Here is a 24,827-nt window from a genome sequence, read left to right as displayed (position 1 = left end):
CGAGATAGACCATGCCGAGCACCATGGGCGGCACGGCCAGCGCGGTGACCGACCAGGTCGACCAGCCGGCCGTCAGGGGAGCAAGCAGGCTCAGCAGGGCGTTGATGAGGAGATAGGCGCCGACCATGAGCGTGCCCAGGAAGCGAAGTCTGGCGAGGATGCCGGGGAGTGATGACGATTGAGACATGGTCTTCTCCAAAACGAAACGTACCGTTTCGATATATTGATATGCACGGCCCGTTTCGTTATGCAAGAGGCGGATGACATAAAGGAGTTGCGTCGTCACTCATGAGCGGGATCGATCAGCCCACGCCACGGCGCGCCTCGATTGGGGCCAAGCGCAGTCCGGCCTCTGAGGCTGCGATTCTCGCCGCGGCCCGCGCCGTGCTGGCCGAAGGGGGCTATGCGGGTTTCTCGATCGACGCCGTCTCCCGGCGCGCCGGTGCCGGCAAGCCGACGATCTATCGGTGGTGGAAGACGCGCGCCGATCTGCTCATGGACGTCTATGACGCCGAGAAGGCGTCTATGCTGACGCAGCCKATGACGGGGGACCTGACGGGGGACCTGGTCGCCTATACCGAGGGGCTGTGGGACTTCTGGTCGGCGACACCATCAGGCCGGACCTTTCGCGCCCTCATCGCCGAAGCCCAATCGAACAGCGCCGCTCTCGACGCCCTGCGCCTGAAATTCCTGCCGAAGCGGACACTGCACCTGAGCAAGCTCTTCACCGCGGCGGCCGGGCGAGGCGAGATTGCCGAAAGCGAGATCGAGACGCGGCTCGCGCTCTATATCGGCTTCAACTGGTACTATGTCCTGACCGACCGCCTCGACGAGGGGCGCGCGGCCATTCCTGCGGCCATGAGTCTGATCGCAGCGCCAGCGTCCCGCTGACGGGACGCTGGCAGGGGTTTATTGGAGACGTTATTCGCCCGGGACGAGCGTTGCCCTGCCTGCCTTGCTGGCCTGCATGTCCCACAGCGTCAGCAGCCAGATCGCGAAGCCACCGAGCGCGAGCGCGCTGCCGACCCAGCCCGTCGAGGYCCAGCCATAGCCGGAGGCAATCGCCATGCCGGCGAGCAGGGGGCCGAGCGCATTGGCGAGGTTGAAGGCGCTGTGGTTCAACGCGGCAGCGAGGGTTTGCGCGTCCTCCGCGACATCCATCAGCCGGGTTTGCAGAGGCGTGCCAAGCCCGCCGCCGCAGCCGATCATGAAGACCACGATCGAGACGGTCCAGATATTGCCGGCGGCGAGCGGAAACAGGGCGAGCGAGGCCGCGCTCCAGAGCATGATGCCACCGACCGACGGCATCAGAGCCCGGTCCGCCGCCCAGGCACTGACGAGCGTGCCAACGGTCATGCCGAGCCCGAAGATGGCGAGCACGACCGGCACCATGCCCGGCGCGACATGCGTGACCTCCATCAGGGTCGAGGCGACATAGGTGTAGACCGCGAACATGCCGCCGAAGCCGATCGCGCCGATCGCCAGCGTCAGCCAGACCTGCCGGTGCCGAAGCGCGCCGAGTTCGCGCAGCGGGCTCGCCCCAGGCTGCGGCCTGTCCTTCGGCGCGAAAGCCGCGACCAGAATGACGGTGAGGAGGGCCAAGGCCGCAACGACGCCAAAGCCCCAGCGCCAGCCGAGCGCGAGGCCCAGCCAGTTGGCGAGGGGCACGCCGAGAATGGTGGAGATCGTCAGCCCCAGCATGACGCGAGCGACCGCCTGCGAACGCCGGTTCTTCGGCACCAGCGAGGCGGCGACCAGGGCTGCGACGCCGAAATAGGCGCCGTGCGGCAGGCCGCTGAGAAAGCGGAAGACGAGCATCCAGCCATAGGTGGGAGCAAGCGCGCTCAAGCCGTTGGTGATGGCGAAGGCCGCCATCAGCCCGATCAGCAGCGTCCGCCGCGAGAGTTTTGCCGCGAGCACTGCGATGACGGGGGCGCCGGCAACGACGCCGAGCGCATAGGCGCTGATCACGTGCCCGGCGGTCGGCCCGTCGACGCCCAGACCGACCGAGAAATAGGGCAGCAGGCTCATGACCGCGAATTCGGCCGTCCCGATGGCGAAGCCACCCATCGCCAATGCGAACAGAACGAGGCTGGTGCGTTGAGCCGGCGCGGCAAGCGATCCTGCTGGGCGCGCGACAGCCGCTCCCGTGCTGGAGGAGGTCATGGAATTCGTCCGGGTGATGAAGGCGTGATGCTGCGGCGCGATGTTCACGCTGCGCTGCAATATATTGTCTCCGACATGCGTTCGGCGCAAGAGCTCAAGGGCTCGATCGCGCGTGGGGCAGGGCGCCATGAATTCAGGACATGGCGCCCGCTCCGCTGCTTACTGCTCCGCCAGGGGGTATCCGTCGAAGTCCTTCAGCGCCTTCAGTGCGAAGGTGGTGGCAATCTTGGCCACGCCGAGCTGCGCATCGGCCAGCCAGGTCCCCGTCAGTTCCTCATATTCCRCCAGTGAATCCGCGACGATGCGGGCAAGATAATCCGCCTCGCCGCTGACCACCTGCACCTCGACCACGTCCGGGCAGGCCCTCAAGACCTTCTCGACCCGTTCGCGCCGCCCGACCGAGCGGGCGCGCAGCGAGATCTGCGCGAAGGCGACGATGGCGTGGCCCGCGATCTCCGGCGACAGCCTCGCGCCATAGCCGAGGATCAGCCCCGAGGCTTCGAGCTTGCGCACGCGCTCGAGGCAGGGGCGGGCGGACAAGCCGACCCGCTCCGAGAGCGCCTGATTGGTGATGCGGCCCTCCGCGCGCAGGATCGTGACGATCCTGCGGTCGATCGCGTCGAGCTGGACGGCCTTGCGTTTCACGGCCTGCCCTTGCCGGCAGCGCGCGCCTCGGCGATCAGGCAGAGTTCGGCGAACAGGACCTGCGCCGCGCATTGGGCCGTATTCGAGGTCGCGTCATATTGCGGCGCGACTTCAACCACGTCAGCCGCGACGATATCGCGGCCCTTGAGGCCGCGCAGGATCGCAAGGGCCTCGCGCGGCGTCAAGCCGCCGACCTCGGGCGTGCCGGTGCCGGGCGCGAAGGCCGGGTCGAGCGAATCGACATCGAAGGAGACATAGGTCGGCCCGTCGCCGATCACGGCAAGCGCCTTTGCGATCACCGCATCGAGCCCCATGCGGTCGACCTCATCGGCATGGATCACGGTCATGCCGGACTCGTAGGAGAACTCCCAGAGATACTCGGCGCCGCCGCGGATGCCGATCTGGATGACACGTTCGGGATCGAGCACACCATCGAGCACGGCCTGCCGGAATGGCCCGCCATGATGGAATTTCGAGCCTTCATAGGGCCCGGACGTGTCGCAATGCGCGTCGATATGAACCATGCCGACCGGGCGCTTCTCGCCGACAGCCTTGAGGATCGGATAGGTGATCGAATGGTCGCCACCGACCGCAAGCGTCGAGACGCCGGCCTTCACGATCGTCTTGAAAGTCGCTTCGATATCCTCGTGGCAACTCTCGAGCGAATAGCGCGAGCGGAAGGGCACGTCGCCGATATCGGCAACCTTGAGCTGGCCGAAGGGTGCCATGCCGGTGACGTGATCCATCGGCCCCATGCGCTCGACGGCGCGGACCGCACCCGGCCCCAGCCGCGTGCCGGCACGGTTCGTGACGCCGAGATCCATCGGCAGGCCAATGATCGCGACGTCGAGCCCGCCGAGATCGGGCTTGCTCAGTGCATCGGGCTGGTAGGGCGCGCTGATGAAGGTCGCAACGTCGGAGAAGGGCCATTTCCGACGGTCGCCCTTGAACTGGTCGGCAGCGACCTTGGCGAAGCGCGGGTCGTGGATGTCGCCCCCGCTCGCGCCGGCATAGCGGGCTCTCAGCCTGGCGAGTTTGTCCTGATCCATGTCGCGTCTCTCATCAATTTGWCTGCATTGCGCGATCGGAGGTTGACCGGGCCCCGCGAAAGTACCATGCGCTTCGTGTGCAGCCGTGCCATGCCTTGAGCGCAATTGTCGAGGCGTCTGGGTTGGTTGACGGTGATGCGATGTTTGGGGAGAGCTGCGCAAATCTTGTGCAGGCGCGGATCGGCGGCAGGAATGAAAGTTTGGATCAACCAAACATGCCCGCAAGATCGACTGCATTCCTAGCCAGAATGATCCTTGAAACTTCGCCGTAACGGGACCGAACCCGCCTGCGCATCGCAAAGTCGAAATCCGAGGAGATGTCCATCATGAAGCGTCGTCAATTTATTCAGGCCGCCACTGCTGGCGCTGCGGCCTCCGCTGTCGCCATGCCGGCCGTTGCGCAGTCGAAACCGGAAGTGAAATGGCGCCTGGCGTCGAGCTTCCCGAAGTCTCTCGACACGATCTATGCCGGCGCCGAGATCATGGCCAAGATGGTCTCCGAACTGACCGACGGCAATTTCCAGATCCAGGTCTTCGCGGCGGGCGAAATCGTTCCCGGCCTGCAGGCGGCGGATGCCGTCACCAACGGCACGATCGAGATGGCGCACACCGTCTCTTATTACTATGTCGGCAAGGATCCGACCTTCGCGATTCCCGCATCGGTGCCGTTTGGTCTCAACGCCCGCATGCAGAATGCCTGGCTCTATCAGAACGGCGGCAATGAGCTGTTCAACGAGTTCTTCAAGAAGTTCAACATCTACGGCCTGCCCTGCGGCAATACCGGCGCGCAGATGGGCGGCTGGTTCCGCAAGGAATTCAAGACCGTTGCCGATCTTCAGGGCCTGAAAATGCGCATCGGCGGTATCGCCGGCCAGGTTCTGGCCAAGCTCGGCGTCGTGCCGCAGCAGCTCGCCGGTGGCGACATCTATCCGGCGCTGGAAAAGGGCACGATCGACGGCGCCGAGTGGGTCGGCCCCTATGACGACGAGAAGCTCGGCTTCTCCAAGGTCGCGCCGTACTACTACTATCCGGGCTTCTGGGAAGGCGGGCCGACGGTCCATGCCTTCGTCAACCTGGAGAAGTGGAACGCCCTTCCCAAGGCCTACCAGGCAGCCCTGACCGCCGCCTGCACCTATGCCAACACGCAGATGGGCGCGCGTTATGATGTCGTGAACCCGCCGGCGCTGAAGCGCCTGGTCGGTGCCGGCACGCAGCTGCGCCCGTTCTCGCAGGAGATCCTCGAAGCCAGCCTCAAGGCCACGAACGAACTCTACGCCGAGATCTCGGCCAAGAACCCGGACTTCAAGAAGGCCATCGATACGATGACCGCTTTCCGCTCGGACCAGTATCTCTGGTGGCAGGTCGCGGAACTGACCTTCGACGTCTTCCAGGTGCGTTCGCGCGCGCGCTGAGATCGGCAGCATCGACCGAGATCTTCTCGGTCGAGATCAACGCGAAAGCCCGGCGCAAGTTATTCCACCCAACCTTTGATACATAGTTGGTGGGCTCAGGGCCAAAAATCTAACAAAGCCCCTCTCAGAGGGGCTTTTTCTTGCAGAGCTTGGCTAGAAGCTTAATCATAAATGTGCATACTATGATTCGAGGAAAAGTAGGAGGAGCACGAGTTGTGTTTGGCTGACGCGAGCAGTTGCCCCGGCTGAGCTGGTCAGGGTTGCTCGGCCGGGGCGGCTGCGCCTTCAGATGGGAATTGGATCGTGGCAGGTTGAAGTGTGATGCTTGAAAGACCCACCATCGTGATGGCTGTCGCTGCGGCGGGTCGCTTCGCCGACTTGCTAGAAAGGACGCTCCAATGTTTGTGACCGTGAAGGCGCGCGTCTTCACCGACGAGTCCGGTGCCTACACCGAGATTCCGGGCCTCATGACGCCTGCTGGAGTGCTCGAGCCGTTGCTGGACTATTTTCTGGCTCGCAGCCACGACCGCAGTCTTGCCTGGATGGCTAAGGTCGCGCGCTCGATGCGCATGTTTCTTGAGTACATTCAGATCAACCCGCTTCAGCGGGACAGCTATCATTTGTTCCAGAACTTCGCGCAGCGCCTATACACAGGCACCTTCGATCGCCAAACCGGCTTGGATCCTAGTGGGCTAGCCTGGCGCGCGCGGTCGGCAGTGGATGCTAGCCATATAATTACCCATCTCACGGACTTCTTTGATTGGCTCAGTGAGATGCGACCCGGCGTGGCGACCGTCAATCCTCGCTATTCGGGTGGGCTCTATGATCGCCTCTGCGACGAAGCTGCCTATCAGTTTCGCCGCGACCGTGCTTTCCTGGGCCACATTTGGCCTGCGAACTCTACACCAAAGAAGGCAGGGCGCCGGGTTCGCGCTGCACGGGTCCCTAAAGTCGCCCAAGGAGAACCACCAGCCTTCCCCGAAGAGTACTTCATGGATTTGCTCACGAGGGGCTTTAGGGCAGGCTCACGGCCGGATTATCGCAACATTTTGATTACTCTGCTGTTGCATGGAGCCGGCTTTCGGGAGTCTGAGCCCTTCCATCTCTACGTGGGAGATGTCTTTCCCGATCCCGCCAATACCAGCCAAGCGATGGTGTTGATCCATCATCCCTTCGAAGGCATGGCGCCAGCCGACTGGTGCGATGAACTTGGTAGGCCGCGCGAGGGCAACCGCGCCGCATATCTGCGTGAAAAGTTCGGCCTCGTGCCGCGGACGCAATTTCTCGACAGTCGGGCTGCGGGTTGGAAAGGGGGCATACACGACGGTCCATACTATAAGCAGGCCTACTGGTTCCTGCCCGAATACGGCGAACTCTTCCTACAGTGGTGGTACAAGTATCTTGAGGCCGTTGCGTGCCTCGACCGGCCCCATCCTTTCGCCTTCGTTAACCTGCGACGCGCACCGCTCGGAGGGATGTATTGCCTGAGCCAATATAACAAAGCTCATGCCGCAGCTTGCGAGCGCATCGGGTTACGGGTCAGCAAGTGGCTCGGCACCACGCCGCATGGGCACCGGCATGCGTACGGGCAGCGCCTGCGCAAGGCCGGACTCGAAAAGGCACTTATCCGTCGTTTCATGCACCACGCCTCACTCGAGAGTCAGGAAATCTACACCCAGCCCACCACGCGAGAGTTGCGGACTGAACTATTAGCCGCAGCCCAGCGCTTGAGTGCAACGACAAGCTCGTCAGCCTCGCCACTGCTGTTGAACGGGGGCCAGAGCGTTCGGAGGAAGGACGAAGTGAAGGCATGATCCAGAGCCGCCCAATAAAGTCGCTTACCTTTAGTCATAAGAAAATAGGTAAAAAGCGGAGCAGTGATCTGGAGCTGGACTGGGTAGGGCGCGAGTATCCCCATCTGAGTGTTTGGCGCTCCTTTGCCGTTGACTGGCTCAAAGGCGAGTCTCGAGGACTTGAGAACCGCCTCCAAGCTCTGGTCAGCTTCTTTAAAATGTACCTAATTGGTCAAAATCTACCGACCGATCCCAGCGTATTATTTGCGAGAAGCGAGCGGTTACCTGATTTCTTCGCGACATCTTGCCCGGATTCGAGGCATGGAATTATGTATAATAATCATATCAGCGATTTCTTGAATTTTGTTCTACTCCGCGAATACAGCGAGATTGATGATTTCGGGCAGCCGTGTATTTTGCCTATTTTTCACAACCCCGTCCCTCGACGCTCTAGAGATCGCTTTCCGCGGCGCGATGAAAGTGTATTTTCTCCGCTGCCCTACGGTTACATCGACGAACTGCGGCAGATGCTCGCCGAGGGGCCTCACTTTCGGAATTGGACATGGGCGCAGACGTCTCTTGGTGCGGAAATCGGAACTCGCGGGCGAACAGCTCCAGACTGGTTCGAGATCACCGCCGACCGAATCGATCGAAATGACCCAGATTGTGTCTGGCGCGTTCGACCGCGGCCCAATCACCGCGATGGGGATGTGCTGGAAATGTGGAGCCCGGTGYGCTGGGTTTGCCTGCTCGTCAAACTCCTCCTGCCACTCCGCACCTATCAGGTACGAATGCTGGATTCGGGTGAGGCTGACACTTGGCGCTATGATTCAACAGACAAGGGGCAATCTGGTGGCTGGCAGCTCAACACTCATCCGCATACTCAGCATCTCATGCACGGGAGCGAGCGCCAGCCTCTGCAACAGGGCGTCTTTCGCCGCAGCCGGCCAATCAGTGACGGTGATGAAGTCTCAACGGTACTATACATTAACACAAACAAGACCGCCGACATCAACCGCTCGGGTGCTGAGAAGGGCTACGTCCTACCTTGGATCGAAGGCGGTCCGGTGCATCTCGATGTCTTTTATTGGCTCGAGAAGCTGCGCAACTGGCAGAGCAAGTACAATCCAATCCCCCATCGTACGTCCTGGACGGATTTAGACGGGCGTCACATAACAGCTAAGAGCGCGATACAACTAGCGGGGTATCCTGATACCTGCTTCCTGTTTCGTTTAGCCGAAGGATCCTCGGGCGAACATCACCTGCCCGTTGGCGAAGGCACCCTCTCTGGACCCTGGTTCGAACTGCTGAAGGCACTGGAGAGCCGCTTTGCTGCTCGGGGCGAAACTCATTCCAGTGGATCGCCCATTCGGCTCGTGCCACCGGCCGAAAAGAACAATCTCGGCAAGACCACTTACTACCCTCTGCACAGTCTACGCGTTTCGCTGGTGACGGCGCTGGCGCTTGAAGGCCAGGTCCCGTTCCCTGTTTTACAGAAGCTCGTTGGGCACAGCAGGCTCCTTATGACTCTCTATTACACCAAAGTGGGAGCGACTTATATCCGCGATGCCTTGGCCGGGGCGGCGGAGCGGCTTGAAGCACGCAAAGACGCGAGCATCCATAACTTCCTGCTCGATACTGAGTATGAAACGATGCTCCAGGAGGCAATTTGCAACAGCTCATCGAGCCTTGCAGCGGTTGTCCCGGAACATCCGGCAAACCGTAATCCTGCGGGTTGGATGGCCATGCACCACGGTCTTTGCCTCGTCGGTGGAAATACCAGCGAATTAGAGGGAAATCGCGCCATTGGCGGCTGTTTCAATGGCGGGGAAATGATGGCCGGCAACGGTGGCCTGAACCCTAGGCACGGCCCTGTGCCGGGCGGAAGCCGCAACTGCGTTCGCTGTCGCTGGTTTGTCACCGAGCCGCATCATCTGCCGGCCCTGGCTGCTCATTTCAATAACCTCGCGTTTCACTTCGACGAGGCACGCAATGCTTGCCTTTCACATGAAACCAAATTGCAGAAACTCAAGCGCGAGAAGGCCGCGGTAGAAGCTGAGGGTCGTCCCTTCGCCGAGCAAGGTGCTGTGCGCCAAGCCGAGCGTATTTGGGAAACCGCCATGAAGCGCTTCAGCGATTTGGCCGAAGACTTAGTCGCTTGCTGGCGGCTTATCGAGCGCTGCAAGGCCGCTCTCGATAAGCCGATGGGCAATGGAACTACCCTGGTGGCAGCGGGGACAGCACTTGAAGTGCAAATCGTCTTTGAGGAAACTGAGTCGGAACTCCTACAGCTGTCGCTGGTGTGCCAAGATGCCGAGATTTATCCTGACTTGGAACCCGGCAAGGCTGTTATCCGACGCGGCCAACTCCTTGATGCTGCTCTCTACCGTGACGAGCTTCYGCCCATTTTCATGYAGCTCTCGGAGGAGGAACAGTTGCGCGCGGGCAACGCCTTTATGCGCCGACTTGCCAAACAAATGGACCCCGGAAACCCTGCCCTCGGGGAGCGCCGTGTGATCGAGATCATGGACGCTGGAGAGCGCCTCAGCCAATATTTGGGGGTTGACCTCACTGGATTGCTGCCGACTGGGACGGGCCTCTCTTCAGCTCCAGGTGCGGGTATCACTTTGGTCGGAATTGGCCGATGATCCCGCAAACCTCGATCCATCCCGATGAGGTGTTGGATTCGCTGCTGGCAAAAGGCGGTCGCTCGCAACGGCTGCGCAATTTGACCGCCATAAATGAAATCTGCCGCCGACAGCACCAAGTCGGCTCGCGGGATTTCTCGATCGCAGCGATCGGTAAGCACTGTGAAGCGGATGGAATCCTGAAGGGCCGGGCCCTGTACAATGCGCAATCTACCGACTACAGGGCCCTCATCGATGCATGGCAAGCTTATGTCGGYCCGCCCGTGCCGAAGCAGGCCAAGGTGCTTGCTAGTAATGACTACTTAATGCGGATTCAGGATCCGGCTATCCGGTCTCTGATGCAAGCGATCATCGTCGAGCGGGACAAGCTCAAGGCGCAGCTCAACACATTGAAGGCCAACACCCACTTGATCGTGGACCGCCGTCCATTGGGCGGAAACGTCGTCTCCACTCCCAGGGCAGACCCCTTGATGCTTCAGCCAGCTGGAGCCCAGTTGACGGAATCAGAAAGACTCGCGCTGCGAAGGTCCACCTCCCGCGACTTCTTGGAAAGCCGGGGTTGGCAAGAAATCGATCTGGGGGAAATCATCAACGAGAAGGGGCGGACGATCTTTGATCCCGGCTATGCTACGGCCATCCGCCGCGCGGCTGAGAGTGGTTATGGTGGGATTTCGCATTCCGCGCTCAATCCCACTCACGTAAGTTTGCTCCACCCCCATACGGACAGCTAACTCCTCTTGCGAAAGCTTCGCCGTCGTGCGGAGCACGCGCACGTTTTTTCCCAGTATCTGACGCACGTCCATGCCCTGACCGAAGCCGAGGGCGTTTTGCGTTGCTAGGTATTATAGTATCTAAATCACCTTTCCGGTAACTTCTCGGTGGCGGCTGCAGTGGACGATCAACGACAGAAGCTCATGGGATTTGCAGGTTTGGAATTCGAATTCTCAATCGACCGAATGGATCCTGGAGTAGCTAGTTTTGAACTGCTTGTTAGCGCGACAGGGACCCGCCCTGATCGCGAACGCTGGCTGCATGGCTTTCAGCGCTGGTGCGACCTCCACGGATTAAGGCCAGAGGTCATCCGCGGCAATTCACGTACCAATAGGACCGCGACGAGGACGGTTGTGGCGTGCAAGCCTTCGATCCAAGCTTTCTTATTCCATTGGATTGGGGGCGACTGGCTTCGCTATTCCCAGCAGAACGCGACAACGTTATCCGCCGTTGAAAACTGGCAGATCGCTGCGCTTCGCCAGCAGATCGTCAAGCTCGAGGAACGCGTTCTTCAGTCTGAAAATTGCGTCGACCTTGACAGTATGATCCCCAATCGGCGGCCGCGGCGGACTTACAGCACTCGCTTGACAGCCTTCGCGAGATCTCGCGGAGGCGACCGATGACCCGGGGTGTCAACTGGTGGTCCGCCAACAGAGGGGAATGTTGATCATGCGCGCGCCACGCAGCCTTGAGGAGTGGCGACGCATACGCCGCCCGAGCCTTGGAGATTTTTTGCGGGTGGCCGATCGTTGGCGACTGTTGGAGGATGATCAGGTTCGCATTCTCCGGTGCGGTTCCGTTGAGCAGTTGAGACGCTGGATCGCGATCAATCAGACCAATGAGGCGTTGGTCATGAGCAGCGATACAGGGGAACGCATTACTGCCGTCGTCGGAGCGGCCGAGGCTGCAGGATATCTTTACACCTCCGAGGACGAACCACTCTGGCTCCGTGGTCCAATCACGGGACAACCGTATCAAGGCCAGACGCCCTTGAGCCTCATGAAGGAGGGTAGCGTCGAGGACATCATGAACGTTCGTCGGTATCTCATGGGCCTCACTCAGGGCGGCCCCGGTCCAAATGACGTCGATCGCGATTTCACTCCCTACACCGACGATAACTTGAAGTGGGAGTGACGGGTCCTGATGTCGGAAATCCGGGCAATCTGTTTCGATGCGTTCGGGACGCTTGTAGAAATCGTCGATAAGCGCCGTCCATTCCGAAAGCTGATGAACGAAAAGGGAACGGATCACCGTGCGGTCGACGTTCTGACCCGCCCCTTGAGCCTTCGAGAGGTTGCCAAAGAACTCGCCATAGTGATCGGCGAGGCGCGTTTGCGGGAACTGGAACTCGATCTTGATGCCGAGCGTGCTTCTATCCAGCTGCGCCCCGGAATGGCGGTGTTTTGGGCAGCGCTCCGACGGGCGGACTTGCGCATCGGAGTCTGCTCGAATCTGGCCCAGCCTTATGCAGAGCCGCTGCTAGCTATCCTCCCAGGCATTCCTGACGCGCTCGTCCTTTCGTTTGAGGTCGGCTTCATCAAGCCACAGCCAGAAATCTTTCGTTGCGTTTGCGAGGAATTCGGCCTTCGTGCCGAGCAGATCTTGTTCATCGGTGACACCCCAGAGGCAGATATCCTGGGGCCGAAGTCCGTCGGCATGCACGCCATCACAATCGACGCGTTCGAAGCCGCTGTGAACGGACGTGAAGAGCCCCGGATATCCGCTGAGGAAGTGCAGCCGCCTGAGATTCATCAGCTACTCGAGCGGGTTTGCGAATGCGTCTGCTCGTGATCTCGGACCTTCATCTGGAATTCGGCCCCTTCGAATTTCCGACGTCCATGCCGGAGTTCGACGTCGCTGTGTTTGCAGGTGACATCCACGAGCCCATCGTTGACGCAATCAACTGGATGGTGCGCCAACGGGAGGAAGGACCGCTCAGAGGCCGCCCAATCGTCTACGTCGCTGGCAACCACGAATTTTACAATAGCGAGATTAAGAGCAACTTGGCTAAGGCGGTTGCGCCAGCCGAAAACGCCGGTATCGATTTTCTGCACCGACGCACTGTCATAATCGATCGCGTCCGCTTTATCGGTTGCACGCTTTGGACCGACTATCGACTGCTTGGGACCCCAAAGCCCTCGATGATCATGGCCGGCCAAGAACTGAATGACCACCGCCTCATCCGATACCGCGAGGACAGCGGCCACTACAGCCGATTCATGCCTTGGCATGCGGCAGCCGAGCACCGGCTCGACCTCGCCTTCATTCGCAGCGAACTAGCAACGCGGCATGATGGGCCGACCGTCGTGGTGACGCATCATGCGCCACACCCGCAATCGGTCCAGCCGAGGCACCAGGGAAGCTCCCTTTCGCCGGCATTCGTTTCGGACCTCAGCGCGCTGATTGAACACTATCAGCCTGAGCTTTGGATCCACGGCCATGATCACGGATCGCATGATTACCGTGTTGGCAAAACGCGCTTATTTGCAAATCAGGCCGGTTATCCAAACCTCCATCGGGATCGCGAGAACAGAGGCTTCGATCCGCGCTGTGTCATTAAGGTCGATGGAGCACTGAAATGAGCGGCTACGACGAAATTCGGTGCGAGATGCCGATGCATGCCTCCGATCTGGGGCCTGACACGGTGTTTCACACGCGAGCGTTCGTTGCGGTCTTCGGGGAGCGCTACACGATCACGGCGGATGGACGGCTGGTTCGCGATCCATGGTCCTCGCCCATCGACCACGGACAGGAAGAGAGTTTCACAGAGAGAGATGTCCGTGATGAGGCCGATCAAGCGAGCAAGGGCGAGGAGGTTGCGTTCGATGGGCATATTGAGTTTTGGACGACTGAGGCCATTCGACGGACGTTCTTCGCATGCTTCGTCGAGAGCCGTTGCGTTCAGATCTTCAAAGAGGCCGAATATCGTGAGTTCACGGAGGCGGTGCGGCGCTTCGCATTAGCGCGTCTGACCGAGCCGGGCACACCCATTGCAGTAAATGCGCGGGTCGCTGCATCTGAGGATGGCCTGCTCATCTCGCTTCCGAAAGCTATTGTTGAGGCGCTGTCGCTTAGGGAAGGCGACGAAGTCGAGGCAAAGATCGTCGGAGAGCGTGCGATCGAAATCGCTCGGGTTCATGCCCAGGCACAAGATCCTGATCCTGAACAGTAACCGGCCTTCCTGAGGGATCCACTCGATCTCTGCACGACCCTACCGGTACAGCTTTACAGCCGCGGATTGATGTCCGGGATTTCTCTCGCTCGGCAAGAGCCTAGTTCAAGCGCGTGCCAAAGTGCTTGCTGAAGGCCATGGCGTCTTTGGCGTCGGGAAAACTCACGCGAATGCGTTGGTGCTCGGGCTGCATCATTATGCGAGCTTGATGCGAAATCTCGTGGTCACTCAGCCATATCCCGATGTCGAACAGGCGCTCGTTAAGCGTGAACGGTTCGAGTGGAAGGTCGATCGCGAATGACCCCGCGGTGCCGACAATGTTGGTCACAGCGATGCCGAATTTCTGCATGCTGCCCTCCCGCCGCTCAGGACGAAGTCGCATAGTTTAGTCCTCCCTAGCGGACTTGTTCAATCGCGAAGCCCAGGCTGCGTAAGGCGTGTTCTTGGCCAAGTGCCGATTGAAGTCCGGAGCGCCGTCGTCCCACCAGACAGGGCCCCGCTCACCAAGCGCAACCTTGGCTGCTTCGACGGCGGCGCGGGCGACATGGAATTCGCCATTTCTACGTTTGGCGTCCTTCACCGCGCGACGAGCATCCATGAGATCGGCGACAAGCTCATGACGGCGCGCAGCCGAAAGGGTCGGATTTGTTGACCGCCACAACCTGCCGGCGACCATGAAATACCTGCTGTCCGCTGTTGTCGGATGATCGCGCCGGTCGCTCAATCCGGATACTCGCGGGCGAGGCGATCGTAAGCGTCCTCGGCTGTGAAGTCGTCGGCTATGGCGCTTTCGAGTTCATTCTCGTCGACGAGCACTCCGCCGAAATGGCCGATGAASGCACGCGCCAGGCCTCGGTCCTCGAATGCGATGCGGATCGTCTCCGAACCGGGAAAGCGGTCGAGWACGCGAAAGCCGATTTGCCAGTCTCCACACCAGCTCTCGATCCTGCGCAGGCGTTCCGGCGCAGCGGCGGCATCCAGTTTCATTTCGACSTGATGTYTRAAGCCTGGCATCACGCTCTCCCTACAACCGGAACCTCKTCSAGCCGCGTCGTGTAACGCGGCGAACGCATCTCGAATTTCGTGACCCACGCCTTCTGCTGCCGACCGATGCCAGCGGCTGCAGGAAAAACAACGCCACGRCCGTACATCTTGTTGCACGCGTCCAAGGCCTCCATCAGCCGGCCGCTCTTTTCGCGATCGAGGGCGCCGATCAGGGCTCGCTGGGACATCTCCGGCGCCACCAGGTCGACCGTCATCAAGCCGGCCTTGGCGTAGCGGTARCCCGGCTTCCAGATCCGYCGCGCTCCCCACTTGGCYGCRCGGACCAGRACGAGGGTGTCGTTGCTCGCCTCGGGGAAGTCGACCGTTGTCGAGACCGAACGCGAGGGGCCGTTGTCGAACGGAGAGGTGTGGAAAAAGACGTAACGTGATCGGTTGCCAACCGATGATGCCGGAGCTTTTCGCCAAGACGGGTGGCATGGGCAGCGATGGCCTCCTGCATCATCTCGAGGCTTTCGATCCGCCGCCCGGAGAACGACCTGGTGACGGCACAGCCCTTTCGAGTGGGTGCGACGGTTTCCAGGTTGATGCAGGGCTGGCCGCGCAGCTCCTGGATGATCCGCTCGCCGACGACGGTCAGCGTCTGGCGAGCGAGCTTGGGATCGAGAGCAGCGACATCAGCGGCCGTCTTGCAGCCGAAGCCAGTCAGCTTGGCCTGGCTGGCACGGCCAATGCCCCAGACGTCCCCTAGCGGCATCAACGGCAGCCACTCCCGGCGGAGTTCCGCGCTCGTCAGGTCGAAGATGCCGCCGAGCTGAGGCGTGCTCTTCGCGATTTTGTTTGCGAGCTTCGCCAGTGTCTTCGTCGGGCCGATGCCGACGCAAGTGGGGATGCCGGTCCATTTCGACGGCCCAACTCCTCGCGATGCTCTGGTGCAACCGGGGTGAGGTCGAGGAAGCTCTTGTCGATCGAGTAGATCTCGATGTCTGGGGCGAACTGCTCGTAGACCTTTGAATGCTCACTGACGAGAGATGCTCCTGAGAAATTCGGACGTTTCCCGCCGACGCCCATCCTGCAGCACCTGCGCATCGAGGACGAGGATGCGGTCGGAAGCGACGAAAATCCACGGGTGCTTGGCCTCGCGGGTAACATCGCCGACGGCGGCCTGCTGACTACGAGTTGGCCGGCAAGCGTGCCGTGGAAGAGCTATCGCCCCCTGCCGGACGAAACGCCACCTATCTTAGGCTAGTTCCGATCCGAAGTGCCTCCTCAGCGTCCCTGATCCTGCGAGCTATCGGAGTGAAGGGTGTTCCAGTCGCCGGACACAGCGCGCGTAGAGCCAGATCGCAGACGCTATCGACGAGCTCCGATAACGAGGCGGCAGCGTAAAGGGGCAGGATCGTCAGCGCCGATTCCATGAAGAGGTCACGGGCATCGGTCACATGCTCGGGCGCCAACGCTGGAAACGCTTCGTACAAAGCCAGTAGGCCGCCGCCATGATCGCCGGTTCGTGCGATAAGAGCCGTCAGAAAATGTTCGAGCCCGACCTCAAAATCATACCAGCGGTTGCCTGCGACTCGGTCGAGCGGTCTGCGCAACCTGGTGTGGGCGCGCAGCCCCTCACAAAATGCCAAAATAACGTCGCGCAGGCTGTCCTCGTCCAGGCAGAGAGCCTTATCGAATACCAGTCGCGTCACCCTCAGTATCTCCTTCCCGCTGCCGAAGCTCTAGGAGCCACTGGGAGCGTTGGTGGCGTCAGGCGGCTGGCCGGATGCCGAAGTCCTCAGGCCTCAGCATCAAATCGGCCAGGGTGTAACGGTCGATTGTGCTGAGGAAAGCGGCAAGCGCCTCGTGAAGAATGCCCTTGAGCCTACAGCGCGACGTGACCAGACAGCCGTTGCCGCTGCCGAAGCACTCGACCAGAGCAAAATCTGGCTCTGTCAGGCGTAAGACCTCTCCGATCCCGATCTCTGTTGGAAGTCTCGCCAGGACGAGACCGCCCGAACGCCCGCGGACCGCTCGAAGGAACCCGGCTTTCGTGAGCAGATTGGCAACCTTCATAAGATGCGCGCGTGAGATGCCATAGGCCAAGGATGTTTCCTCGATCGTAATCAAACGCTCGCTTTTCGCAGCCGCGTACATCAAGATTCTGAGCGAATAGTCGGAGAAGCTCGTCAATCGCATGGTTCATTCCGACTTCTGGCCAGTTGCCGCTCATTTTCCCGCAACCCGCTACCGTCAAAGGCAGGCCACGTCGCGACGATCCGCTTTTCGGGGGGGTGTCCTGATCGGCGTATCGAATTCGGCGGGTCGCGTCGCAGCTCCCTGATTCGGCGAACTATTCCCGCCAATGCCGAATACATCGTCGTGCTAGACGAAGATCATAACGCTAGCCATTCCAATGACGATGAGGACGAGGCCCCATATCAGCATAGGCACCAACGTGCTGTCGGCGTTGGGGGCCTTCGACAGGTTCTGAGGTTGGTTGACCATCGCTCTGCACAGCCAAAAAGAAGGACTTCTGCCAGTCTCATTATACAATAAAAGATTCATTATAAATGACTGTTAAGCGCGTTGAGAGATTTCTCCGCCAAAAAAAGATTTGGACCCCTGTGCCACCGCGGCTTGTTCAATCGCGGCTGATCTCGGAATCGTTGGCCGAGATGCAGGCATGGAAGCCGCATCGATAAAGGTTGGGCAGTTCCGTTGTTTTCCCGCAAACTGCCGAAGCCCGGCTGTGTGATGTGCGACTTCCTTGCTCTGCATCAACGAGCCGGATTGCCGGGCTGCTATCGTGTGGTTTGTCCTGCGATATGATGGGAGCATTCCATGCCTTCGGGACTTTCGATTAGGGACCGTTTCCTGACCTGGCCAGCCTTCGAGCGCGCTCAACGGCAGGCGCATTTATTCGGCGAGATGATGGAGCGCTCCGGCGCCGATCTGGGAGCAGCGGTTCGGGAAGGCCGAGGCAGCGCTTTCGCGCTCGCCGCGCGGCGGTGTCTTGACTGCCCGCATGCCGGCGAATGCCGCAGCTGGCTCAATGGCGCCAGCAAGGAAGTCGCGCCGGACTTCTGCCCGAATGCAGCCTATCTGCACCGTATCGGGGCGTGATGTCACGCCCCGGGTCTGCGTTTCGCGCTATCCTCGGCCACAAGTCCTGGTCGCTCTCCGGCCCGGAATCACTCAGCTACGAGCCTATGTCGTGACATCTGTGGGCGCAGACGCGCGCCTCGTGGCCGCGGCAGCCGTTTCGGCCATTCTTCCTGCTGGCGGGCCTCGACGCTGTCGCAGGGATCTGGCCTTGGCTGCCGGGCGGCGAAGCCATTCTTCCTGCGGGTTCCTCTGTCGCGGCTTGGCATCGTGAGGCGCTACTATTTGGCATGATGCCGGCCGTACTGGCTGGCTTCATGCTGACGGCCTTGCCGCGCTGGACGGGGCGACCGACCCTGTCGGCTCCAGCGCTTGCGAGCCTCGTCGCGCTGTGGCTGTCGGCGCGCTTCTCACATGTCTGGCTAGTCGACGGATCAGCACTGCTGTCGGGAACTTTCCTCCTGGTCCTGGCCGTCATTGTCGCCTGGCAGGTGATGGCCGCAGGCAAGAGGCGCGACATCAAGGTCGCGCTGCTGCTCTTCCTGCTGGCCGCGGCAGCAATGCTGCCGGAGGCTGCGCCAGCCGCTCCAGCTTTTGGCTTCCGGCTGCGGCTCGGCCTCGTCTCCCTCCTGGGGTTGATGCTGATCATGGCTGGCCGGATCGCGCCCGCCCTGACCGTGGCCTATCTCGAGGCGCGGGGGGAGGCCGCCGGTCGGCTTAAGTCAGCGTGGAGCGAAATGGCGGCGGGCATCACGGCGTCGGCCGCTCTCGGCGCTTGGCAGCTCGCGCCGATGACCGCTGCGACCGCGATCCTGAGCGCCGGGGCAAGTTGCGCTCAGTTCGCTCGCCTAGCACGGTGGCAGACGCGGCGGGTGCTGACCTGCCCGGCAATCCTCGCGCTCCATCTCGCCTATGGTTGGGCGGCGCTTGGTTTTGGCCTTCTCGCCATCGGGACCATCCGCCCTGTACCGATCGGCGAGGCCGCCGCCATTCACGTCTGGACGATCGGTGCCATCGGCGGCGCGAGCCTGGCGATCATGGCGAGCATGATCCGTCGCCAGACGCGCAAGCCCTTCGCCTCTTCGACGGCGTTGACGATAGCGCTCGCCTCGGGGTCAGCGGCGACTGTCATCCGGCTGCCTGCGGAGTGGGGGGGGCGCACCGTCCGCTCTTGCTGGTGCTTGCCGCGGGCAGCTGGATTGCGGCCTTCGCCTTCTTCCTGATCGCCTTCAGTGACGAGCTGCTGGGGCGCCGGTGACGCGGCACAGGGAACTGGCGCGACAGCATGTCGGCGAAGGCCGAAGCCGCCTTGCGAACGAGCAGAAGCACAATCCGCGGCGTTTTTGCTCTAGCTCAAACAGCAATGGACCGCCGGCGGCTATGCCACAGCCAACCGAACCCAAGGGGTGGTGGGCGCTCGGTATCGCAGTAGGAGTCAATCATGCGGAAACTCATCATGTCGGGCGCGGTGATGGCTGCGCTCATGATCGCGGGCGGAGCCAATGCGGCTGAGGTTGAGGTAAAAATGCTCAACAAGAGCGCGGATGGCATCATGGTGTTTGAGCCCTCCCTCGTCCGAATAAATCCAGGCGACACCGTCAAGTTCATTGCAGCCGACAAGGGCCACAATGTCGAAACCGTCGACAACATGCTCCCAGAAGGAGGCAAAGCGTTCGTAGGAAAGGTCAACGAAGAGTTGGCGATCACCTTCGATAAGCCTGGCGTGTATGGGTATAAATGCAAGCCGCACTACAGCATAGGCATGGTCGGAATGGTTGTTGTAGGCAACCCGACTAACGTAGATCAGGCGAAGGCCGTTGCTCATCCCGGCAAGGCGAAGCAAGTGTTCGCGACGCTCTTCGAAAAGGCGGCCTCGAATCTTGCCGCGGCGAAATAAGCTCATCGCGACTTAGGTGGGGATCCCGCACCAGGATTTTCGCCATACGAGTGGTCTGTCCCATGCAATACCGAAACCTGGTTCGGAATGGCTTCCTTGCAATCGCTCTCCTTGCCTTGCTCGCCGGATTGGCGGGAGGCTGGGAGCGATCCGGATGGTATCTGCCCTCCGGATCGGCGCTAGGATTGTTGCACGGGCCGCTCCTCATTTCCGGGCTTTTTGGCACGCTGTTGGGAGTGAAGCGCGCTTTCGCGGTTGGGCAACGTTGGGCCTATATCGCGCCCGCGGTCACCGGAATTGGAACTCTCGCCTTGTTGGCGGGGGCTCCACCCTACGTTGGCGCCGGGTTCTATGTCCTGTCGGCCGCCGTACTTTGCAGCGTCACGCTTTTTCTAACCCTCGCGAATCCCACTATATCGACCGGCACATTGCTGATTGGTGCGGTAATGTGGCTCACGGGCAACCTTCTCTGGCTGATAAATTATCCGCTGGCCGACGTGGAGGGTTGGTGGGTTGCCTTCTTGGTTCTGACGGTCGCTGGCGAGCGACTCCGCAAGATTGCGGAAACCTCGCCCCAGAGAGGCAGCGACTCATTGATTTTCTTCGCGGCAGGCCTTCTTGGCGCCGGAGCTCAAAACGGCTTGATGACGGATAATGGTGCGGCGCTATTCGGCGTGGCCCTGATCGTCTTGAACGTTTGGTTTCTCAAATACGACGGTGCCCGCCGTAGCATGAAGGTGGCTGGACGACCGAGGTTCGCGGCTGCCTGCATACTTCTTGGAAGCGCCTGGCTTGGCATTGCGGGTGGAGCGTTTGTTGCGCTGCCGCCGGGATTAACCCCGGCTGGACATAACCTCGCGCTTCACGCCGTGCTGATTGGGTTTGTTCTCTCGATTGGACTTGGCCATCTCTTGATTGCGATGCCGGCAATCGACTACCGGCGACGGACCTATCAGCCAATGCTCTACTTACCGCTCGTCGCATTGCACGGGTCGGTGGCGATACGCGCCGTCGGGGACGTCCTGGAATCGGGCGCGCTGCGTCAATGGAGTGACGTGCTCACGATCGTGACGCTTGTGGGAACCGTGATTTCCCTCGCCGCAGGGACGAATGTCCTGCGTGACCGACGTGTGCGGGAGGCAGTTGCCGCCGGCACTTGAGCGGCCTCGAGGGAGCAACGGGATTTGCTCAGGATGCTTCCAATTCTGGCAAATCCGACCTCAGCCAAGCGAGCCGTTTGATGGCGCGTCCTGCAATTGCCTGAAGGCAAATCAGTTTCTTATCGTCGGAAACGCCATCGGCTGCTTCGAGATAGCGATCAACGAGGAATTCTGCGACTGCGATCGCGGCTCCCTGAGCTGCGATCGGGATGCTCTCGGTCGGAATGACGATGGAAGCATCATCAAGCTCTCCGGCCAACCGTCGAGCCTCGATCGCAAGGTCGCGGAGAACGGCGCTTGTTTCGAGCCGTTCTGTCGACGCCATTGTATCGAGCAGGTTGGCAAGGTGACGCTCAAGGGGAGCCGCTTCGGAAGCTGCAGGTACGCCATCGCGATGAGGATTGCGTCTCACGCTACGGTCAGCGTGAAATGCCTTTCTGCGTTCCCGTCGAAGGAGCGCCACGTGTTCAAGTTCCTCGTGGGCAAGACTCTCCGCTGCTATACGTATGTCTTCGCTATCAGCATGGGCCGCCACGTAACTCCAGAAGGCAAAGGCTCGTTCTTCGTTCCGCACCGCCATGGAGAGGATTCGGTAGGTGCTTAGAAGGCGGGGATCGGTCGTCCCCGTGCTTTCGTCGTCAAAGGTTTCCGGAATCTGCCAGCGGATTCGGGCTGCATCGGGTGGATGGCCGCTCCGCTGCTGAGCCCAGCGCGCCACCCTTGCGAGGTGCCCGTTCTCGTCTGCCACAAGCCGATCGAAGACAGCCGCGAGCTCCAGATTTCCGTCGCGGCGCATACGTTCAGCGATTTCGTCATAACGAGCCGCCGCTTCCTGCTCCATGGCGAATGCAATCGCGAACAGCTCCTCCAGGGATTTTACGGCACCTGGCGGCTCCGCTTTTAGAAGTGACATTCCATCCTCCGTGGGGTGAACCGCTCCGGCCGGTCACGTTGAACACCTAATCAGACGCTTGCATTTGCGTTGGATCAAAGAATGGCCCTCCGGATCGGCGCATTAGGAGCCCGGAATTGGGACATCAATGTCGGACCAACCCTCGAACTTAATCGCGAACGCTGAGCCGGCGCCGCTGCGTCGGCGTTCGCACGCTCGTTGAAGCTGCCGAAATCGGACGATCCCAGTTGTCAAAGACAGGTGCAACCAAACTCCGCATGTCGGCCCGCTCCTTCGAGGGGACCATGCGTTTGCTGTTGATCCTCGGCATGTCGATTTGGTTTGCGAGTGCGGCGCTACCCGCCCTCGCGGCAGGGCGCGTTCAGGAGTTTTTGCCGAAAGCGCTTCCCTCCGAGTTTTTCCCGGGTGCGGACCGCTTCGGTCAGCCTGAGGGTACCCCGCCGATCGTGCCGACATATCAGGGCAACAAACTGCTCGGGTATGTCTATCTCAACTCCGACGTCACCAATGCGACCGGCTATTCCGGCAAGCCCATCAATCTGCTCGTCGGCATTGATCCGGGCGGGATCGTAACTGCGGTCAAGCTCGTCGAGCACAAGGAGCCCATCGTTCTGGTGGGGATCCCTGAGCGGCGCATCATCGATGCGCTTAACACGCTCATCGGCAAGGACATGAAACGGGTCGCGGAAGGGAGCGATCGAGCGCCACAGGCAGAAATCGTGAGCGGCGCTACGGTGACCGTCCTCGTGATGGGCGATAGCGTGGTGCGCTCTGCGGTGCGGTTGATCCGGACCGGTCGCCTCGGAACGGGGGCGCCGACAACCGCGAGCGCTGCAGCAGCGCCGCCGGTGAAGCGAATTGATCTCGGCAAAAGCGAGCTGCGTGACTGGCAAACCCTGCTCGGCGATGGATCGGTCCGTCGTCTTACCCTTTCGATCGGCGACATCAACGACGCTTTTTCCAGGGCGGGCAACAAGGAGGCGTCCGACAACCCTGAACCGGGCGATGCCAGCGATACCTTTATCGACCTGTATCTTGCGCCCGTCAGCGTCCCAACCATTGGTCGCAGCCTTCTCGGAGATGACGGCTTCGAGCGGCTTCGCTCACGGCTCAAGCCGGGACAACAGGCGCTTATCGTAGCGGGCGAGGGAGCCTACTCCTTCAAAGGCTCGGGCTATGTTCGTGGTGGCATCTTTGACCGCATCGAACTGTTGCAAGATGGCCAGAGCAYCAGGTTTCGGGACCGTGACCACACTCGGTTAGGGGCTCTTGCAGCGGAGGGAGCGCCGGATCTGCGGGAGATCGCGCTGTTCGTCCTGCCGGACGAATTCAAGCTTGATCTTGCGGAACCTTGGCAACTGCAACTGCTGGTTCAGCGCAATGTGGGGGCACGAAACAAGGCATTCTTGACCTTCGATCTCGGCTACACGCTACCGGAAAAGTACCTKGTCGCGGAACCAGCGACGCCGGCATTCGCAACGAAATCCCCGGCGGACTCGTCCACAGTGCAGGCGCCTTCCAAGGCACAGGGCGTCACTCCAGCTGAAGCGCCAGTGCTTTTGGACCGGGCCGCCCCCAATGCCAGCGAGCTTGAAGAGCCTTTGTGGCTCAAAATTTGGCGGATGAACTCGGTGGCCATCGGGATAACCGCGGCCGCCCTGCTGGTCCTGACCGGCATCTTCTTTTTCCAGGAGTCTTTGGTCAGCCGGCCGACCCTGTTTGGCTGGGTACGCCRTGCTTTCCTGACGTTCACCCTCGTCTGGCTGGGTTGGTACGCGAATGCCCAGCTTTCCGTCGTGAACGTGCTCACCTTTACCAACTCGCTGGTGACCCATTTTAGCTGGGAATTTTTCCTCGCGGCCCCTCTTACCTTCATCCTTTGGGCGGCTATCGCCGCGGGATTGCTGTTTTGGGGGCGAGGCCCGTTCTGCGGCTGGCTCTGCCCGTTTGGAGCACTTCAGGAACTCACGAACAATATCGCGCAGTGGCTCAAAATTCCGCAGATCAAGGTGCCGTGGGGCCTGCACGAGCGGCTCTGGCCGATCAAGTACATCATCTTTCTCGGCCTGTTCGGGCTGTCACTCTATTCGGTGGCCCTGGCGGAAGTCGTGGCCGAGGTGGAGCCTTTCAAAACAGCTATCGTATTGAAATTCGTCCGCGATTGGCCGTTCGTGATTTACGCCTTGACCCTCCTGACGGCCGGTCTGTTCATCGAACGATTTTTCTGCCGCTACCTGTGCCCGCTTGGAGCCGCGCTCGCCATTCCAGGGCGCATGCGAACCTTTGAATGGCTGAAGCGCTGGCCMGAATGCGGTTCGCCCTGCCAACGCTGTGCCAAAGAATGCCCGGTGCAATCGATCCATCCCGAGGGCCACATCAACGTCAACGAGTGCATCTACTGCATGCATTGCCAGGAGCTGTACCACGACGATCATCGTTGCCCGCATATGATCCAGGTGCGCCTGAAGCGCGAGAAGCGGGACGCACTTACGTCTCCTTCTATGCGCGGGAACAAAGACGGCGGCGCGGGGCCAGCTAAGCCAATCATTACGCATATGGGAAATCCGGTTGGGAAGCCCGCTACGGCGCCTCCCTCAACGCCGCGGTCATGAGCAAAGTAAAGGAGGCTCAGATGTCTACAGATGAGAAGAAGACGGGGTTGAACCGGCGCGACATGCTGGGGACGACCGCTGCGGTTGCCGTTGCGGGGGCGGCGGGAACGGCTGGAGGCCTTGGTCTGTCGCGGAGCGGCATGGTCTCGACGGCGGAGGCCCAGACCCGCCCGCAGCAATCCGTGGTCCGTCCGACCGTCGCCAACAAGTATGAGGTCAAGCCGGGTGAGCTTGACGAGTACTACGTGTTCTTCTCCAGCGGGCAGAGCGGCGAGGTGCGCATTGTCGGCTGTCCTTCGATGCGCGAACTGATGCGCATCCCGGTCTTCAACCGCGATAGCGCCACGGGTTGGGGGCAGACCAATGAGAGCCTCAAGATCCTGACGGAGGGGCTCACCCCCGAAAGCCGCGACTTCCTGAAGGACAAGGGTGGCATCTACCTCAACGGGGACCTGCACAAGGACAAGGGTGGCATCTACCTCAACGGGGACCTGCAC

General features: G+C 60.8%; 24 protein-coding genes and 3 pseudogenes. 15 read left to right on the top strand and 12 right to left on the bottom strand.

All coding sequences use genetic code 11. The features are described 5' to 3' along the window. Positions 1 to 187 (bottom strand): hypothetical protein (locus tag AC1D34_RS22295; protein ID WP_476825357.1); only part of this gene is annotated, 187 nt, incomplete at its 3' end. A gap of 101 nt (positions 188 to 288) precedes the next feature. Between AC1D34_RS22295 and AC1D34_RS22290 the strand changes: the two genes are divergently transcribed. Beyond that, on the top strand, positions 289 to 891 hold the full coding sequence (locus AC1D34_RS22290) for a TetR/AcrR family transcriptional regulator (RefSeq protein WP_441489203.1): 603 nt from the start codon (positions 289 to 291) through the stop codon (positions 889 to 891). Between the two features lie 30 nt (positions 892 to 921). On the opposite strand, the gene AC1D34_RS22285 is transcribed toward AC1D34_RS22290, so the two are convergent. The 3 genes from AC1D34_RS22285 to speB all read right to left on the bottom strand — a co-directional run bounded on the left by AC1D34_RS22285 (position 922) and on the right by speB (position 3,860). Further along, positions 922 to 2,166, bottom strand: coding sequence for an MFS transporter (locus AC1D34_RS22285; RefSeq protein WP_476825360.1), 1,245 nt, complete (start codon positions 2,164 to 2,166; stop codon positions 922 to 924). Positions 2,167 to 2,325: 159 nt separating this feature from the next. Next, positions 2,326 to 2,811: an Lrp/AsnC family transcriptional regulator gene (locus AC1D34_RS22280; RefSeq protein WP_476825356.1), complete on the bottom strand. Its 486-nt coding sequence runs from the start codon at positions 2,809 to 2,811 to the stop codon at positions 2,326 to 2,328. Continuing rightward, on the bottom strand, positions 2,808 to 3,860 hold the full coding sequence (gene speB, locus AC1D34_RS22275; RefSeq protein WP_476825355.1) for an agmatinase: 1,053 nt from the start codon (positions 3,858 to 3,860) through the stop codon (positions 2,808 to 2,810). Before speB ends, AC1D34_RS22280 begins: the two co-directional genes overlap by 4 nt. A gap of 326 nt (positions 3,861 to 4,186) precedes the next feature. Between speB and AC1D34_RS22270 the strand changes: the two genes are divergently transcribed. The 4 genes and pseudogenes from AC1D34_RS22270 to gmtX all read left to right on the top strand — a co-directional run. After that, positions 4,187 to 5,272 carry a TRAP transporter substrate-binding protein gene (locus AC1D34_RS22270; protein ID WP_441489205.1) on the top strand — a complete coding sequence of 362 codons (1,086 nt, stop codon included), beginning with the start codon at positions 4,187 to 4,189 and terminating at the stop codon, positions 5,270 to 5,272. Positions 5,273 to 5,670: 398 nt separating this feature from the next. After that, on the top strand, positions 5,671 to 7,086 hold the full coding sequence (gmtY, locus tag AC1D34_RS22265) for a gamma-mobile-trio recombinase GmtY (protein WP_476825354.1): 1,416 nt from the start codon (positions 5,671 to 5,673) through the stop codon (positions 7,084 to 7,086). Beyond that, a complete protein-coding gene (gmtZ, locus tag AC1D34_RS22260; protein WP_476825353.1) occupies positions 7,083 to 9,713 on the top strand; it encodes a gamma-mobile-trio integrase GmtZ in 2,631 nt (876 codons plus the stop codon). Before gmtY ends, gmtZ begins: the two co-directional genes overlap by 4 nt. Further along, positions 9,710 to 10,300 (top strand): annotated as a pseudogene (gene gmtX, locus AC1D34_RS22255) (gamma-mobile-trio protein GmtX); the annotation flags it as partial. The gene gmtZ and the pseudogene gmtX, both read left to right, overlap by 4 nt. Here the strand turns inward: gmtX and AC1D34_RS22250 are convergent. Beyond that, positions 10,217 to 10,516 (bottom strand): helix-turn-helix domain-containing protein, encoded by a 300-nt coding sequence (locus tag AC1D34_RS22250; protein WP_476825359.1) that lies wholly within the window; start codon positions 10,514 to 10,516, stop codon positions 10,217 to 10,219. The pseudogene gmtX and the gene AC1D34_RS22250 overlap by 84 nt on opposite strands. A 637-nt stretch (positions 10,517 to 11,153) precedes the next feature. Here AC1D34_RS22250 and AC1D34_RS22245 point away from each other — a divergent pair. Genes AC1D34_RS22245 through AC1D34_RS22230 form a run of 4 tightly spaced genes read left to right on the top strand, consistent with a single transcriptional unit; the run spans position 11,154 to position 13,656 of the window. Continuing rightward, positions 11,154 to 11,618, top strand: coding sequence for a hypothetical protein (locus tag AC1D34_RS22245; protein ID WP_476825352.1), 465 nt, complete (start codon positions 11,154 to 11,156; stop codon positions 11,616 to 11,618). A 9-nt stretch (positions 11,619 to 11,627) separates the two neighbouring features. Then, positions 11,628 to 12,275, top strand: a complete 648-nt coding sequence (locus AC1D34_RS22240; protein WP_476825351.1) for an HAD family hydrolase — start codon at positions 11,628 to 11,630, stop codon at positions 12,273 to 12,275. Further along, on the top strand, positions 12,260 to 13,066 hold the full coding sequence (locus AC1D34_RS22235; RefSeq protein ID WP_476825350.1) for a metallophosphoesterase: 807 nt from the start codon (positions 12,260 to 12,262) through the stop codon (positions 13,064 to 13,066). Before AC1D34_RS22240 ends, AC1D34_RS22235 begins: the two co-directional genes overlap by 16 nt. Beyond that, complete coding sequence (locus tag AC1D34_RS22230; RefSeq protein ID WP_476825349.1) at positions 13,063 to 13,656, top strand: AbrB/MazE/SpoVT family DNA-binding domain-containing protein; 594 nt, start codon at positions 13,063 to 13,065, stop codon at positions 13,654 to 13,656. The genes AC1D34_RS22235 and AC1D34_RS22230 overlap by 4 nt, the downstream gene beginning before the upstream one ends. A 100-nt stretch (positions 13,657 to 13,756) precedes the next feature. Here AC1D34_RS22230 and AC1D34_RS22225 read toward each other — a convergent pair whose 3' ends face one another. The 6 genes and pseudogenes from AC1D34_RS22225 to AC1D34_RS22200 form a co-directional block, all read right to left on the bottom strand. Continuing rightward, a complete protein-coding gene (locus AC1D34_RS22225) occupies positions 13,757 to 14,005 on the bottom strand; it encodes a hypothetical protein (RefSeq protein ID WP_476825348.1) in 249 nt (82 codons plus the stop codon). A gap of 371 nt (positions 14,006 to 14,376) precedes the next feature. Then, entirely contained in the window at positions 14,377 to 14,643 is a 267-nt protein-coding gene (locus tag AC1D34_RS22220; RefSeq protein WP_476825347.1) for a hypothetical protein, read from the bottom strand. 26 nt (positions 14,644 to 14,669) lie between these two features. Further along, positions 14,670 to 14,915: a DUF4113 domain-containing protein gene (locus AC1D34_RS22215; protein ID WP_476825358.1), complete on the bottom strand. Its 246-nt coding sequence runs from the start codon at positions 14,913 to 14,915 to the stop codon at positions 14,670 to 14,672. 21 nt (positions 14,916 to 14,936) lie between these two features. Then, positions 14,937 to 15,160, bottom strand: a pseudogene (locus AC1D34_RS22210) (DinB/UmuC family translesion DNA polymerase); the annotation flags it as partial. A 733-nt stretch (positions 15,161 to 15,893) separates the two neighbouring features. Continuing rightward, on the bottom strand, positions 15,894 to 16,355 hold the full coding sequence (locus tag AC1D34_RS22205; protein WP_441508856.1) for a hypothetical protein: 462 nt from the start codon (positions 16,353 to 16,355) through the stop codon (positions 15,894 to 15,896). A gap of 58 nt (positions 16,356 to 16,413) precedes the next feature. Then, positions 16,414 to 16,842, bottom strand: coding sequence for an RrF2 family transcriptional regulator (locus AC1D34_RS22200; RefSeq protein ID WP_441508855.1), 429 nt, complete (start codon positions 16,840 to 16,842; stop codon positions 16,414 to 16,416). A gap of 645 nt (positions 16,843 to 17,487) precedes the next feature. On the opposite strand from AC1D34_RS22200, the gene AC1D34_RS22195 reads away from it, so the two are divergent. The 4 genes from AC1D34_RS22195 to AC1D34_RS22180 all read left to right on the top strand — a co-directional run bounded on the left by AC1D34_RS22195 (position 17,488) and on the right by AC1D34_RS22180 (position 20,805). Further along, positions 17,488 to 17,769: a DUF6455 family protein gene (locus tag AC1D34_RS22195; protein WP_441508854.1), complete on the top strand. Its 282-nt coding sequence runs from the start codon at positions 17,488 to 17,490 to the stop codon at positions 17,767 to 17,769. A 98-nt stretch (positions 17,770 to 17,867) separates the two neighbouring features. Next, a complete protein-coding gene (locus tag AC1D34_RS22190; protein ID WP_441508861.1) occupies positions 17,868 to 18,971 on the top strand; it encodes an NnrS family protein in 1,104 nt (367 codons plus the stop codon). Positions 18,972 to 19,189: 218 nt separating this feature from the next. Next, positions 19,190 to 19,645, top strand: coding sequence for a pseudoazurin (locus tag AC1D34_RS22185; protein ID WP_476825346.1), 456 nt, complete (start codon positions 19,190 to 19,192; stop codon positions 19,643 to 19,645). Between the two features lie 62 nt (positions 19,646 to 19,707). Next, on the top strand, positions 19,708 to 20,805 hold the full coding sequence (locus AC1D34_RS22180; protein ID WP_441508852.1) for a hypothetical protein: 1,098 nt from the start codon (positions 19,708 to 19,710) through the stop codon (positions 20,803 to 20,805). Between the two features lie 28 nt (positions 20,806 to 20,833). On the opposite strand, the gene AC1D34_RS22175 is transcribed toward AC1D34_RS22180, so the two are convergent. Then, a complete protein-coding gene (locus tag AC1D34_RS22175; RefSeq protein ID WP_441508851.1) occupies positions 20,834 to 21,718 on the bottom strand; it encodes a ferritin-like domain-containing protein in 885 nt (294 codons plus the stop codon). A 284-nt stretch (positions 21,719 to 22,002) separates the two neighbouring features. On the opposite strand from AC1D34_RS22175, the gene AC1D34_RS22170 reads away from it, so the two are divergent. Further along, on the top strand, positions 22,003 to 24,330 hold the full coding sequence (locus AC1D34_RS22170; RefSeq protein WP_476825345.1) for a 4Fe-4S binding protein: 2,328 nt from the start codon (positions 22,003 to 22,005) through the stop codon (positions 24,328 to 24,330). Between the two features lie 20 nt (positions 24,331 to 24,350). Further along, positions 24,351 to 24,827: pseudogene (locus AC1D34_RS22165) on the top strand (hypothetical protein); the annotation flags it as partial.

It is taken from the genome of Allobosea sp. P1_A7, assembly GCF_056406775.1.
The sequence above is the reverse complement of the archived record's forward strand: the minus strand, read 5'-3'. Positions and strand labels throughout refer to the sequence as shown.

Excerpts from the sequence above, each read along its gene's own strand:
- AC1D34_RS22195 (WP_441508854.1), top strand. The coding sequence starts at position 17,488 with ATGCCTTCGGGACTTTCGATTAGGGACCGTTTCCTGACCTGGCCAGCC.
- AC1D34_RS22185 (WP_476825346.1), top strand. The coding sequence starts at position 19,190 with ATGCGGAAACTCATCATGTCGGGCGCGGTGATGGCTGCGCTCATGATC.
- AC1D34_RS22270 (WP_441489205.1), top strand. The coding sequence starts at position 4,187 with ATGAAGCGTCGTCAATTTATTCAGGCCGCCACTGCTGGCGCTGCGGCC.
- AC1D34_RS22180 (WP_441508852.1), top strand. The coding sequence starts at position 19,708 with ATGCAATACCGAAACCTGGTTCGGAATGGCTTCCTTGCAATCGCTCTC.
- AC1D34_RS22225 (WP_476825348.1), bottom strand. The coding sequence starts at position 14,005 with ATGCAGAAATTCGGCATCGCTGTGACCAACATTGTCGGCACCGCGGGG.
- AC1D34_RS22175 (WP_441508851.1), bottom strand. The coding sequence starts at position 21,718 with ATGTCACTTCTAAAAGCGGAGCCGCCAGGTGCCGTAAAATCCCTGGAG.
- AC1D34_RS22240 (WP_476825351.1), top strand. The coding sequence starts at position 11,628 with ATGTCGGAAATCCGGGCAATCTGTTTCGATGCGTTCGGGACGCTTGTA.
- AC1D34_RS22235 (WP_476825350.1), top strand. The coding sequence starts at position 12,260 with ATGCGTCTGCTCGTGATCTCGGACCTTCATCTGGAATTCGGCCCCTTC.
- AC1D34_RS22200 (WP_441508855.1), bottom strand. The coding sequence starts at position 16,842 with ATGCGATTGACGAGCTTCTCCGACTATTCGCTCAGAATCTTGATGTAC.
- AC1D34_RS22250 (WP_476825359.1), bottom strand. The coding sequence starts at position 10,516 with ATGGACGTGCGTCAGATACTGGGAAAAAACGTGCGCGTGCTCCGCACG.
- gmtY (WP_476825354.1), top strand. The coding sequence starts at position 5,671 with ATGTTTGTGACCGTGAAGGCGCGCGTCTTCACCGACGAGTCCGGTGCC.
- speB (WP_476825355.1), bottom strand. The coding sequence starts at position 3,860 with ATGGATCAGGACAAACTCGCCAGGCTGAGAGCCCGCTATGCCGGCGCG.
- AC1D34_RS22230 (WP_476825349.1), top strand. The coding sequence starts at position 13,063 with ATGAGCGGCTACGACGAAATTCGGTGCGAGATGCCGATGCATGCCTCC.
- AC1D34_RS22245 (WP_476825352.1), top strand. The coding sequence starts at position 11,154 with ATGCGCGCGCCACGCAGCCTTGAGGAGTGGCGACGCATACGCCGCCCG.